At 33.6% G+C, this 12,586-nt stretch carries 12 protein-coding genes; 7 read left to right on the top strand and 5 right to left on the bottom strand.

The window, feature by feature from the left end:
- Positions 1 to 11 precede the first annotated feature (11 nt).
- From Q4Q34_RS05355 to Q4Q34_RS05335, 5 genes are all read right to left on the bottom strand, one after another.
- Positions 12 to 551: a hypothetical protein gene (locus Q4Q34_RS05355; RefSeq protein WP_303318882.1), complete on the bottom strand. Its 540-nt coding sequence runs from the start codon at positions 549 to 551 to the stop codon at positions 12 to 14.
- 38 nt (positions 552 to 589) lie between these two features.
- Positions 590 to 1,285: a tRNA pseudouridine(55) synthase TruB gene (gene truB, locus Q4Q34_RS05350; RefSeq protein ID WP_303318881.1), complete on the bottom strand. Its 696-nt coding sequence runs from the start codon at positions 1,283 to 1,285 to the stop codon at positions 590 to 592.
- Between the two features lies 1 nt (position 1,286).
- Positions 1,287 to 2,084 carry an undecaprenyl-diphosphatase UppP gene (uppP, locus tag Q4Q34_RS05345; RefSeq protein WP_303318880.1) on the bottom strand — a complete coding sequence of 266 codons (798 nt, stop codon included), beginning with the start codon at positions 2,082 to 2,084 and terminating at the stop codon, positions 1,287 to 1,289.
- Positions 2,085 to 2,133: 49 nt separating this feature from the next.
- Positions 2,134 to 2,385, bottom strand: coding sequence for a DUF3098 domain-containing protein (locus Q4Q34_RS05340; protein ID WP_303318879.1), 252 nt, complete (start codon positions 2,383 to 2,385; stop codon positions 2,134 to 2,136).
- Positions 2,386 to 2,512: 127 nt separating this feature from the next.
- Complete coding sequence (locus tag Q4Q34_RS05335) at positions 2,513 to 3,388, bottom strand: cell division protein FtsX (protein WP_303318878.1); 876 nt, start codon at positions 3,386 to 3,388, stop codon at positions 2,513 to 2,515.
- 331 nt (positions 3,389 to 3,719) lie between these two features.
- Between Q4Q34_RS05335 and leuS the strand changes: the two genes are divergently transcribed.
- From leuS to Q4Q34_RS05300, 7 genes are all read left to right on the top strand, one after another.
- The gene (leuS, locus tag Q4Q34_RS05330; protein ID WP_303318877.1) at positions 3,720 to 7,001 is read left to right on the top strand and encodes a leucine--tRNA ligase; all 3,282 of its coding nucleotides are present in this window, start codon (positions 3,720 to 3,722) and stop codon (positions 6,999 to 7,001) included.
- Between the two features lie 36 nt (positions 7,002 to 7,037).
- On the top strand, positions 7,038 to 7,436 hold the full coding sequence (locus Q4Q34_RS05325) for a DUF302 domain-containing protein (protein ID WP_303318876.1): 399 nt from the start codon (positions 7,038 to 7,040) through the stop codon (positions 7,434 to 7,436).
- 1 nt (position 7,437) lies between these two features.
- A complete protein-coding gene (locus Q4Q34_RS05320) occupies positions 7,438 to 7,701 on the top strand; it encodes a SemiSWEET family sugar transporter (protein ID WP_303318875.1) in 264 nt (87 codons plus the stop codon).
- Positions 7,702 to 7,952: 251 nt separating this feature from the next.
- Positions 7,953 to 9,053: an alanine dehydrogenase gene (ald, locus tag Q4Q34_RS05315; RefSeq protein ID WP_303318874.1), complete on the top strand. Its 1,101-nt coding sequence runs from the start codon at positions 7,953 to 7,955 to the stop codon at positions 9,051 to 9,053.
- Between the two features lie 75 nt (positions 9,054 to 9,128).
- Positions 9,129 to 9,827, top strand: a complete 699-nt coding sequence (locus tag Q4Q34_RS05310) for a zinc metallopeptidase (protein WP_303318873.1) — start codon at positions 9,129 to 9,131, stop codon at positions 9,825 to 9,827.
- A gap of 108 nt (positions 9,828 to 9,935) precedes the next feature.
- Positions 9,936 to 10,640, top strand: coding sequence for a Bax inhibitor-1/YccA family protein (locus Q4Q34_RS05305; protein WP_303318872.1), 705 nt, complete (start codon positions 9,936 to 9,938; stop codon positions 10,638 to 10,640).
- 150 nt (positions 10,641 to 10,790) lie between these two features.
- The gene (locus Q4Q34_RS05300; protein WP_303318871.1) at positions 10,791 to 12,560 is read left to right on the top strand and encodes a MutS-related protein; all 1,770 of its coding nucleotides are present in this window, start codon (positions 10,791 to 10,793) and stop codon (positions 12,558 to 12,560) included.
- Positions 12,561 to 12,586: the final 26 nt, after the last annotated feature.

The raw sequence follows: 12,586 nt of genomic DNA, 5'->3' as shown, positions 1-12,586 counted from the left end.
CGCTAAAAAGTTTAAAAAAGCATAAATTCTAAAAAAATTGAAACGCTTGATAACCCTTCCAGAGTTTTATGTCCAAATCGTTTTCTGGTAAAATCTATTCCTATTAAAAATGAATTTCTGAAGTTTTGATCAAAAGTTTGAATGCCAATACCAATTTTATAAATATTGCCTTTTTCAAAATTTTTATTTAAACCTAAAAGCGTTCCGTACCCAGCTCTCACAAAAAGATTATCATCATCAGCGATAACATTATGTCGGAGATCTAAATAGGTTGGAAAAAAGTGGAGCCCTTGTTGTGAATGGTAGTCATACTCAAAATTTAGCCCTAAAGAGGTGCGTTTATCGAATTGATAACCAACAGTGTTATTCAAGAAATACGCACTTGGATTTAAAAATGTGTCATCATCATCAATGTTGATATTATATTCTTTGTTGATGGTTAATGTTGCAGCAAGTGATAATTTATAAAAAAGACCATGAGATTTTTCTTTACGGATTTGAGAAAAACAAAAAAATGGTAAACATAAAAGTAAGATGTAAGTTTGTTTCATAATTGAGGATTATGTGAAACAAACTTCATTATCAACAATTATTCCAAAGAAAGTGCTCGTATAAAAGACTCAATGGAAATAGCTTCATCTACATCAAAATCACCAATCTTAGTACGTCTTAGAGCAGATAAGTGAGCTCCTGAATTTAGTGCTTTTCCAAAATCGTTTGCCAAAGAACGAATGTAAGTCCCTTTACTACATACCACTCGAAAATCAATATTTAAACCATCTATTTTTGTGATTTCGAATTCTGAAATGGCAACAGTTCTTGGCTTTATTTCAACGGTTTCGCCTGCTCTGGCAAATTCGTATAATCGCTTTCCATCCTTTTTTAATGCTGAAAAAACAGGTGGATATTGCTGAATATCCCCTATAAATTGTTTCGTTGTATCAAGAATTGATGCCTCTGTAATATGGGTGGTAGAGAATGTTTCGTTTATTTCAGTTTCCAAATCATAGGACGGTGTTGTACTGCCTAAAACCATAGTACCTGTATATTCTTTAACCTGACCTTGAAAAGTATCAATTTGTTTGGTCATTTTCCCCGTACAAATAACCAGCAGTCCAGTCGCCAAAGGATCAAGTGTGCCAGCATGCCCGACTTTTATTTTTTTAATATCAAAAGCCTGACGGATTTCCCAACGCAATTTATTAACCACTTGAAAGGAAGTCCAGTTTAAAGGTTTGTCTATTAACAAGACCTGTCCGGAAAGATAGTCTTCTCTCGTAATCATTCTACGAATTTAATAATGAAAAAACAATGGCAATAATACCTACAATAATACAGTAAATGGCAAAATAACTTAGCTTACTTTTTTTAACTAGAGCAATCATCCATGTACAAGCAAATAATCCAGCAACAAAGGCAGCAATAAAACCAATTGATAGAGACGTGAAGTTTCCACTATCATAAGTCAAATCACCACTCATAATATCCTTTGCGATTTTACCAAAAATTAAAGGAACCACCATTAAGAATGAAAAACGAGCCGCTTTTGTTTTATCGTTTCCTAATAAAACAGATGTTGAAATAGTAGCGCCAGAGCGCGAAATGCCAGGAAGCATAGCAATGGCTTGGGAGATTCCTATGATGAAGGCATTTTTAAAAGAAACCTTTTTATTGGTGTCTTTAGCTTTGTCTGCTAAAAAAAGTAAGACAGCCGTTATGATTAGCATACATCCTACTAGCAAAATATTGCTTCCAAAAAGTTGCTCTAATTGCTCTTCAAAAAATAGTCCGATAACAACTGCAGGAATCATAGATATTATAATTTTTGAAACGAATTGTAAGTCCTCATTCCATTCAAATTTTAGGACTCCTTTAATAATATCTAAAATATCTTTTCTAAAAACGACGATAGTACTTAAAGCGGTTGCAAAATGTAGAACGACCGTAAATAATAAACTTTCTTCTGGTATAGAATTGTCTCCAAGGATGGCTTTACCAAGTTCTAAATGACCGCTTGATGATACAGGTAAAAATTCAGTAAGCCCTTGAATAATCCCTAAAATAATTGCATCGATAATATCCATGGCGCAAAAATATTAAAATAGATATACCGAAGCTTAGAAGTTCTAAATTTTATTTATCAGGATTTAATAAAATAGCATAAATCTCAATGCCAAACCCAATCAGAATAATAGCAGGCGCAAGTCTTATACGTCTCCAATGAAAGATTTCAGGATTAAAAACATTAGGGTCATCACTACCACCGCCAGACATTAAAATAAAGCCTAAAGCGATACAAGCTAAACCAATAAACATAAATTTATAGTTTTTCTTCCCAAAAACAAATATACTCTTAGCGTTTTCTTTTCGTTTTTTTTCTCCCATAACTAGTTAAATTCAGTATAAATAATATCCCCATAAAGGGACATTTGCGAATGCTAAGCGCAAAGTAACGGTTTTATTTAAAACTTTAGCGTTAAGAGAATCTAAATTTATTGGACTGGTTACTCTATTAATACAATTGATCCGTTTTCAGATTCAAGAAACGTTGTGTTGCAAAATGCGTACTTATCCATGTAATAACAATACCTAGAGCAAAAACAAAAACAAACAAAAGAGTCATTAAAAAAGGATTGCTTAATAGCTCTAATTCTAAAAAGGTTTTGTTAAGATAATATAGAACAATGGCCATGCCTATGAGCGCCAAAACAGCTCCAATCATTCCCAAACGGACACTCTTCCAAATAAAAGGAAGTCTAATAAATTGCTTTGTAGCACCAACCATTTGCATGGTTTTTATTGTAAAACGCTTAGAATAAACAGCTAATCTTATAGAACTATTAATAAGCAAAACAGCAATTAAAGTGAAAATAGCACTTATAATAAGTACCCAAAAACTAATCTTTTTCACGTTGTCGTTCATCAAATTAACCAAGTCATTGTCATAAGTAACCTCATCAACAAAGTTTTTGTTTAACGCTTCAGCAGAAATCTTTTCTAAATGTTCAGAAGTTACAAAATCGGCTTTCAAATGCACATCAATTGAATTTTGTAATGGGTTATAACCCACAAAATCCATGAAATCCTCACCATTTTCAGCTTTCATAAATTCGGCAGCCTGATCTTTAGAAACATATTCAGTAGATTTTACATAATCTGCCATAGCCAAACTTTTTTCAAGCTGTTTTGTTTCCACCTCTTTAGCAGAATCTTTTAAATAGATGGTTACAACCACTTGTTCTTTAAAATGATCAGATACTTTTTTGGCATTTAGAATAAGCATTCCCAATAAACCCAATAAAAACAACACTAAAGCAATACTTAATACCACAGAGAAATAAGATGAGATAAGCCTGCGTTTTTGGTGTTTTTCAAATGATGAACTCATAAAATGATGGATTAATGTCGTAAAAATAATAAAGTCTATGAAAAGAAACTTCAAAAGATTTAAGTCTTTTGATTTCAAGTAAAAAATACCTTTGTTATCAATATGAAAGTCTTACTTAAATGAAATTTGAATTACAATCTACATGTTAGTCTTTTTTCAAATACATAAATACAACGTTTAAACTTTCAATAGTGTTGTAATAAGTTTAAATTTGCGCTTTTAAAATCCGTCATTCCGAACGAAGTGTGGGAATCTGATTAATTTTAGTTTCAATTTAAAAGATTGCATAGTCGTATCTCCTTCGTAATGACGTTAATATTTTAGCAGGATAATGAAATATAATTTCAACGAGATAGAAGCCAAATGGCAAAAGTATTGGGCAGAAAACCAGACGTTTAAAGCTGTTAACAATAGCGAAAAACCAAAATATTATGTTTTGGATATGTTTCCTTATCCAAGTGGTGCAGGTTTACACGTAGGGCATCCATTAGGGTATATTGCCTCAGATATTTATGCACGTTATAAACGTCATAAAGGGTTTAATGTATTACACCCACAAGGATATGATAGTTTTGGTTTGCCAGCTGAACAATATGCTATTCAAACCGGACAACATCCAGCAATAACAACTGCTGAAAATATAAAAACATATCGTAGACAGTTAGACCAAATAGGTTTTTCGTTTGATTGGTCTCGTGAGGTTAGAACATCAGACCCGAGTTATTACAAATGGACGCAATGGATTTTTATTCAATTATTCGAATCGTGGTTTAATAATACGACTAACAAAGCTGAAGACATCTCAAACTTAGTTGCCATTTTTGAAGCGGAAGGTAACACCAATGTGAATGCCGTTTGTGATGATGATATTGAAGCATTTTCTGCTGATGAATGGCACGGATTTTCATCAAAGGAACAACAAAAAATACTATTACAATACAGATTAACATATTTAGCTGAAACAGAAGTAAACTGGTGCCCTGCATTGGGAACTGTTTTGGCAAATGATGAAATTGTAAATGGCGTTTCAGAACGTGGCGGACATCCTGTTATTCGTAAAAAAATGACACAATGGAGTATGCGTATTTCTGCCTATGCAGAACGCTTACTTCAAGGGTTGGATACGATTGATTGGACAGATTCTTTAAAGGAAAGCCAGCGTAATTGGATAGGGAAATCGGTTGGAGCATCTGTAATATTCCCCATCCTATCCTTCCCCGGAGGGGAAGGGAAAGCAGGCTCTGAAAAACGGCCTGGGTATATGACGGGTGGAAATAATTCGCATTTACTTCTTGAAAGAGCTAAAGAAATGCGTGCAAATCCTACGCAAGCTGAAGCAGCATTGTGGGGTAGCTTGAGAGGAAAAAAACTGGAGGCTAAGTTTCGGCAACAACATTTGATTGGTGATTATATTGTTGATTTTGTTTGCTTAGATAAAAAGTTGATTGTTGAAGTTGACGGAAAAATTCATGAGTCTCAAGTAGAAGAAGATGCTAAACGAACAGAAATTCTTGAAAATGATAACTATAAAGTTATTCGATTTACAAACGAAGACGTTTTGAGCAATATTGAAAGTGTTCTTAAAACTATTCGAGAAGAATTAAATCAAAGAGCATCAATCAAGAGTGAGAAAGTTCCCCCTTTGGGGGCTAGGGGGATTGAAGTCTTCACAACCCGTCCTGACACCATTTTCGGAGTCTCGTTCATGACCTTAGCACCAGAACACGAACTAGTATCACAAATAACAACCCCAGAGCAAAAGGAAGCCGTTGATGCTTATATTCTAGCAACTGCAAAACGTAGTGAGCGTGATAGAATGGCGGATGTTAAAACCATTTCGGGAGTATTTACAGGAGCTTATGCAGAACATCCATTCACAAAAGAACCTATCCCTATTTGGATTGGTGATTACGTATTAGCTGGCTATGGTACAGGAGCGGTGATGTCGGTGCCATGCGGGGACCAACGTGATTACGATTTTGCAAAGCATTTTAATATTCCGATTCCAAATATTTTTGAAGGTGTGGATATTTCTGAAGAAGCGTTTGCTGATAAAGAAAAAACTATCATAGCCAATAGTGATTTCATTAACGGCATGAACTATAAAAAAGCAACCAAACGTGTTATTTTTGAATTGGAACAATTAGGGCAAGGTGAAGGAAAAACTAATTACAGATTACGTGATGCCGTATTTAGCAGACAACGTTATTGGGGTGAACCATTCCCTGTGTATTATGTGAATGGAATGCCACAAATGATTGCTAAAGAGCATTTACCAATTAAATTACCAGAAGTTGAAAAATATTTACCAACCGAAACAGGCGAACCGCCATTAGGAAACGCTAAAAAATGGTATTGGTTACAATATGGGGATAAAGCAGACATCGTATCCAAAGAAGAGTTTGAGAATTCCTCCCCTTCGGGGAGGTTAGGTGGGGCTTTAGAGTTAAACACCATGCCAGGTTGGGCAGGAAGTTCCTTTTATTTTAACAGATATATGGATCCTACGAATGATAACGAAATGGCTTCTAAAGAAGCCTTGGATTATTGGCAGGATGTCGATTTATATATAGGAGGAAGTGAACATGCTACAGGACATTTATTATATTCTCGTTTTTGGCAAAAATTCTTATTTGATAAAGGTGTTGTACCTGTTGATGAGTATGCAAAAAAACTTATTAATCAGGGGATGATTTTGGGGACGAGTGCTTTTGTGTATCGTGTTGAAGGTGAGAATAAATTTATCTCGAAAGGGCTAATAGGAGAAAACAAAGTACAACCAATTCATTCAGATGTATCTTTTGTAAATAGTTCTGATGAATTGGATATAGAGGCATTTAAAAATTGGAGAGAAGAATTTAAAGATGCAGAATTCATTCTTGAAGATGGGGTTTACAAAGTAGGTCGTGACGTAGAAAAAATGTCCAAATCTAAATACAACGTGGTTAATCCAGACCAAATATGTATTGATTACGGTGCAGACAGTTTACGCCTTTACGAAATGTTCTTAGGACCTTTAGAGCAATACAAACCATGGAATACGGCAGGGATTACTGGAGTACATTCATTCCTGAAAAAACTTTGGAAACTATACCATCAAGGAGAAAATGGAAGCTTTTATGTAACGAGTTCCCCGCCTTCGGAGGGGTTAGGGGAGGCTCTTAAAACACTACATAAAACCATAAAAAAAGTAGAGGAAGATATTGAGAATTTCTCATTCAATACATCAGTTTCTACTTTTATGATAGCAGTTAATGAATTAACGTCTCAAAAATGCACAAGTAAAGAGGTGCTTGAACCATTGTTGGTTTTAATTTCGCCTTATGCACCACATATTTCAGAAGAATTATGGAACAAGCTAGGACATAATGAATCTATTTCAACGGCAGGCTTTCCAAAATTTGACGGTAGTCATTTAGTAGAAAGCAGTAAAAATTACCCGATTTCATTTAATGGAAAAATGCGTTTTACATTAGAGTTACCATTAGATATGAGCAAAGACGATATAGAAAAGACAGTTCTAGAACACGAAAAAACAAAAGAACAATTACAAGGGCGCGAACCTAAAAAAGTGATTGTTGTTCCAGGAAAAATAGTCAATATTGTTGGGTAATGCGATTTTTGGAGACAAAAGGTAAAAAGCATTATTATGAATGAAACAGGGATTATCTCAAAAATAAGCTACCAAGATTTTGATACAACCTATCAAAAATTGAAAAGCGTTATCGAAAACAATCCAAATTTAAGGATTATAGCAGAACTAAATCATCAAGCAAATGCTTCCTCTGTAGGTTTAGAACTAAGCCCAACACGAATCATAATGTTTGGAAATCCTAATTTAGGAACGCCATTAATGCAAAACGCGCAGACCATAGGTTTAGATTTACCACAAAAGGTATTAGTTTATCAAGATGCTGAAGGCGTTGTAAAAGTGTCGTATAATAACCCACTATATTTAAGAGATAGACACGGTATTAAGAATCAAGAAGACATATTGAATAAGATAGCCGGAGCATTAAATAAAATTACGGATGCAGCAATAGGATAACATGCAGGATAATTTTATAGAAATAATTGGTTTTATTGCAGCGATCCTTACTACAGCAGCATTCTTGCCACAAGTTTATAAAACCTGGAAAACCAAAGATGTTTCTAGTCTGTCTTTACCGATGCTTCTTTTATTTTTTATAGGAATTGTTTCATGGTTAGTTTATGGGTTTCTAAAAAATAGCCCTTCAATGATCTTTGCTAATAGTATTACCGTAGTATCTTCATTTTTATTAGTCTATTTCAAAATTAAATACAGGGAATAATAAATTAACTTGACAATTTCGAGGGGTCATTTTGGGTCTAAATTTTCTATTTCATAAAATAATATTTCCATTTTATAGAAATTAATAAAAATGCCATAGCTTTAGTTAAAAGGTAAATATTTTGTGTTTTTCATTGTAATTTTAACCAAGAAATTAACCTGAATTATTGTCTGTAAAATGAGCGTAATTAGTATTTAACAATTAAATAGTTTTTATGTGAAGTATCAGACAGTTAACTAAAAAACAAATAGATGAAAATTGGTATTCCTAAAGAAATTAAAAATAATGAAAATAGAGTAGGTATGACACCTGCGGGAGTTTTTGAGCTTACAAAAAGAAATCATACAGTTTATATACAAACTAGTGCTGGTTTTGGGAGTGGTTTTTTTGATGAAGATTATCAAAAAGCTGGAGCTATTATTTTAAATTCTATTGAAGAGGTATATGCCTCTAGTGATATGATTGTAAAAGTGAAAGAGCCTATACAAGAAGAATATCAACTAATCAAACCTAATCAGATTGTCTTTACCTACTTTCATTTTGCATCCAGTGAAATACTAACAAAGGCTATGATAAAAAGTGATGCGATTTGTATTGCATATGAAACTGTTGAAGAGGCAGATGGTTCTTTACCATTACTAATTCCAATGTCTGAAGTTGCTGGTAGAATGTCTATACAACAAGGTGCTAAATACTTAGAAAAACCAATTAAAGGACGAGGTGTTTTATTAGGTGGAGTTCCAGGAGTGCCACCAGGAAAAGTTTTGGTTTTAGGTGCTGGTATTGTAGGAATTCAAGCAGCTAAAATGGCTGCAGGATTAGGCGCTCATGTAACCATTATGGATATAAATATGAAACAATTACGCTATGTAAATGATGTGATGCCAAATCATGTGGTAACCGAGTTTTCAAGCGAATACAATATTAGAAAACGTATTGAAGAATCAGATTTAATTATTGGAGGCGTTTTAATAAAAGGCGCCAAGGCACCTAAACTAATCACAAAAGATATGCTAAAAAGCATGCGGCCAGGAACAGTGATTGTGGATGTTGCTGTAGACCAGGGTGGATGTTTTGAAACTACAAAAGCAACCACACATGAAGATCCAACTTATATTATAGACGATGTCGTCCACTATTGTGTTGCTAATATGCCAGGGGCAGTACCGTATACCTCTACTGTAGCACTTACTAATGTGACTTTACCTTACGTTATTAAATTGGCAAATGAGGGTTGGGAAAAAGCTTGTGAAAATAATGTTCCGCTATCAAAAGGACTAAACATTGTTAAAGGTGAAGTTGTTTATAAAGAAATAGCAGAAGCTTTTAATTTAGAAACTGAAGTTGTTTGAAACTGACAAACTTTCAGACCTCTAAATTGGCGTTATTTTTGTTGTACTTAATGTATAATTAAAAAATAGAAGACGATGTTAGGATATTATATATTAATAGGAGGTATAACTTTAGTAAGTTGGTTAGTAAGCAGTACCTTGAAGAGAAAGTTCGAAAAATATTCGAAAGTACAGTTGCGTAATGGTATGAGTGGTGCCGAAATAGCAGAAAAAATGTTAGCAGATCATGGTATTAGAGATGTTGAGGTGATTTCGACTCCCGGACGTCTAACCGATCATTATAATCCAAAAAACAAAACGGTTAATTTAAGTGAAGCCGTATACAATCAGCGTAATGCAGCAGCAGCGGCAGTTGCTGCTCACGAGTGTGGTCATGCAGTACAACATGCACAAGCGTATAGCTGGTTGCAAATGCGTTCTTCTTTAGTGCCTGTCGTGAGTGTATCTTCAGGGATGTCACATTGGTTAATTATGGGAGGTTTATTACTTGGTGCTGCTGCAGGAGTAGGTATAGGCTGGTGGGCAGCTGCTGCAGGTGTTGTACTTATGGGTTTTGCCACATTATTTAGTTTTATAACCTTACCTGTAGAATACGATGCTAGTAATAGGGCTTTAGCTTGGCTAAAAAATAAAAATATGGTATCCCAAGAAGAATATGCTGGATCTGAAGATGCACTTAAATGGGCAGCGAGAACCTATTTGGTAGCGGCTATTGGTGCTTTAGCTACGTTGTTATTTTGGGCGATTCAAATATTTGGCGGGTCAAGGGATTAAATGTATTTTTAAAAATATAAAAGAAACCGAATTTTTCGCTAAAACCGAAGCATTCGGTTTCTTTTTTTAGTACATTTAAATTTCTAATCAATATAATGAATAGTAATTATGGAAGAAATTCAAAATAATAAGTTATTACTAAGTCAAACGTCAGACTTAGACCGTGTAGCATTTTATAAAAAGACCTATGCTCATGTGGCGGGAGGTGTTTTAGTATTTATTCTTTTTGAGTATTTATTACTTCAAAGTAATACTATTGTAGAGTTTGCATTATCAATGACAGAAGGTTACAGATGGCTTATTATGTTAGGTGGTTTTATGTTTATTACAAATTATGCGGAACGCATGGCTTTAAAAACACCAGATAAAAACAAGCAGTATTTAGCCTATGGTTTATATATTTTGGCAGAAGCTTTTATTTTTGTGCCGTTAATTTATATTGCTGCATTTTATATGGAATCCGGTCCGGAAATGTTAAATCAAGCAGCAATAGTTACATTGGCTTTATTTTCAGGATTAACAGCTGTTGTGTTTCTTACAAAAAAGGATTTTTCTTTTTTAAAAACGGGGCTTACTATAGGATTCTTTATTGCTATTGGGCTTATTATAGCAGGTTCATTATTTGGTTTTAATTTAGGTTTGTGGTTCTCTGTTGGTATGTGTTTGTTGGCAGGGGGCTCTATTTTATATCAAACTTCTAATTTAGTAAATAAGTACACTACTGAGGATTACATTCCGGCAGCATTGGGCTTATTCGCTTCTTTAATGTTATTGTTTTGGTATATACTTAGTATTTTTATGTCGCGAGATTAAAAATTATTAAAATATAAAATAAACTTAAAGCTCTGAATCATTTCGGGGCTTTTTTGTTTCTTTACCCGAAAAATAGTCCTCGATGTAATACTTTGAGGGTTCCTATGAGTTATTGTTCTCGCAAATGCGGGAATCTAAATCAAAATTAAAATGAATAGCCCGATATCATACTATAAAGAACATTCAGAAAAGTATAAATCTGAAGCCCAAAGATTGTTCAAAAAAATGACAGCTTTAAGTATGTTGAGGCTATCTGTATTTTTAATAACAGGTTTTGGAATTTATTTTGCATTTCAATATTGGCAAGTAGCAATTGTTATAGCTGTAATTGGCATTGCTATATTTGTTTATTTATTATCAAAGTATACCGATATAAAAACACAAAGAAATTTCAATAAGGCCTTAGTTGAAATTAATGAAGAAGAAATTGAAATAGCCTCTGGCAATTTTCACGAGCGGGATAAAGGCTTGCAATTTCAAGACCCCAATCATTTTTATAGTTTAGATATTGACTTATTTGGGCGTGGTTCATTTTTTCAATTTATAAATAGAACAACCATTAATGAAGGTACTCAAAAGTTGGCAGATGCTTTAAAAGCAAATAATGTCGATGCTATTAAATCACGCCAAGAAGCAATTAAAGAGTTAAGTTCTAAACCAAAATGGAGGCAACATTATTCGGCGACATCAAGTTTAGTCGAAGTTGAGACACCTGCTAAAAGTATTATAAACTGGTTAAGAGGGTATCAATCATTTTTGCCAAAAGTAATGCGATGGTTGCCAGTAACCTTTGCTATGTCTTCAATAGTAATATTCGGTTTAACAATTTCAAATATTATAAGTCCAGATCTTATTGGATATTGGTTGTTTTTAGGACTCGGTATTACAGGTGTGTATGTTAAAAAAACAAATGTTTTAGCATCAAATACAGATAGAGTTAAGGATACGTTTCGCCAATACACGCTATTATTGGATTTAATAGAAAATGAAACATTTACTTCGAAACTATTACAACAGAAGCAACAGCAAATACAATTGGATACAGAAAAGGCCTCTCATATTTTTAAAAAACTTTCAAAATCATTAGACGCTTTAGATAACAGAAATAATATCATAGGAGCTATTTTTGGCAACGGATTGTTTTTAACAGACGTAAATAATAGTTATAGTATTGAGAAATGGATTGAACAATATAAAACTAAAGTTGCCGATTGGTTTGAAGTCGTATCTTTTTTCGACGCTTATAATTCACTAGGGAATTTTGCCTTTAATAAACCAGATTTTATATATCCTGAGATACTAGAAAAAGGAGTCGTTATTAATGCTAATAGCTTAGGGCATCCTTTACTAGATAAAAACAAACGAGTAGACAGTGATTTAACAATAGGCAATGAGCAGTTTTTTATTGTAACAGGAGCAAATATGGCAGGCAAGAGTACCTTTTTACGAACCGTATCTTTGCACATTGTAATGGCTAATGTTGGACTTCCAATTTGTGCAAAAACAAGTAAATATTCGCCTGTTAAATTAATTACCAGCATGCGAACTACAGATTCTTTAACAGATGATAGTTCGTATTTCTTTTCAGAGTTAACACGCCTAAAATATATTGTTGATGCGATTGAAAAAGAACCCTATTTTATTGTTTTAGATGAAATTTTAAAAGGAACGAATAGTACAGATAAGGCTATAGGTTCCAGAAAGTTTGTTGAAAAACTAGTAGCTTCAAACGCTACAGGAATTATTGCCACACACGATTTAAGCTTATGTGAAATTGAGCAAGAATTAGAAGATGTAAAAAACTATTATTTTGATGCCGAAATTATCAATGACGAGCTTCATTTTGATTATAAATTAAAAACAGGCATTTGCCAAAATATGAATGCTTCTTTTCTTTTAAAGAAAATGAATATTGTTTAATCGAAAAGAATTCCCCGTATCCTATG

Origin of the sequence: Flavivirga abyssicola (genome assembly GCF_030540775.2) — a bacterium.
Lineage (GTDB): Bacteria > Bacteroidota > Bacteroidia > Flavobacteriales > Flavobacteriaceae > Flavivirga > Flavivirga abyssicola.
Note: the sequence above shows the minus strand (reverse complement) of the source record. Positions and strands in the feature narration are given on the sequence as shown.

Coding starts and splice junctions, on each gene's coding strand:
- Q4Q34_RS05355 (WP_303318882.1), bottom strand. CDS start 551: ATGAAACAAACTTACATCTTACTTTTATGTTTACCATTTTTTTGTTTT.
- truB (WP_303318881.1), bottom strand. CDS start 1,285: ATGATTACGAGAGAAGACTATCTTTCCGGACAGGTCTTGTTAATAGAC.
- uppP (WP_303318880.1), bottom strand. CDS start 2,084: ATGGATATTATCGATGCAATTATTTTAGGGATTATTCAAGGGCTTACT.
- Q4Q34_RS05340 (WP_303318879.1), bottom strand. CDS start 2,385: ATGGGAGAAAAAAAACGAAAAGAAAACGCTAAGAGTATATTTGTTTTT.
- Q4Q34_RS05335 (WP_303318878.1), bottom strand. CDS start 3,388: ATGAGTTCATCATTTGAAAAACACCAAAAACGCAGGCTTATCTCATCT.
- leuS (WP_303318877.1), top strand. CDS start 3,720: ATGAAATATAATTTCAACGAGATAGAAGCCAAATGGCAAAAGTATTGG.
- Q4Q34_RS05325 (WP_303318876.1), top strand. CDS start 7,038: ATGAATGAAACAGGGATTATCTCAAAAATAAGCTACCAAGATTTTGAT.
- Q4Q34_RS05320 (WP_303318875.1), top strand. CDS start 7,438: ATGCAGGATAATTTTATAGAAATAATTGGTTTTATTGCAGCGATCCTT.
- ald (WP_303318874.1), top strand. CDS start 7,953: ATGAAAATTGGTATTCCTAAAGAAATTAAAAATAATGAAAATAGAGTA.
- Q4Q34_RS05310 (WP_303318873.1), top strand. CDS start 9,129: ATGTTAGGATATTATATATTAATAGGAGGTATAACTTTAGTAAGTTGG.
- Q4Q34_RS05305 (WP_303318872.1), top strand. CDS start 9,936: ATGGAAGAAATTCAAAATAATAAGTTATTACTAAGTCAAACGTCAGAC.
- Q4Q34_RS05300 (WP_303318871.1), top strand. CDS start 10,791: ATGAATAGCCCGATATCATACTATAAAGAACATTCAGAAAAGTATAAA.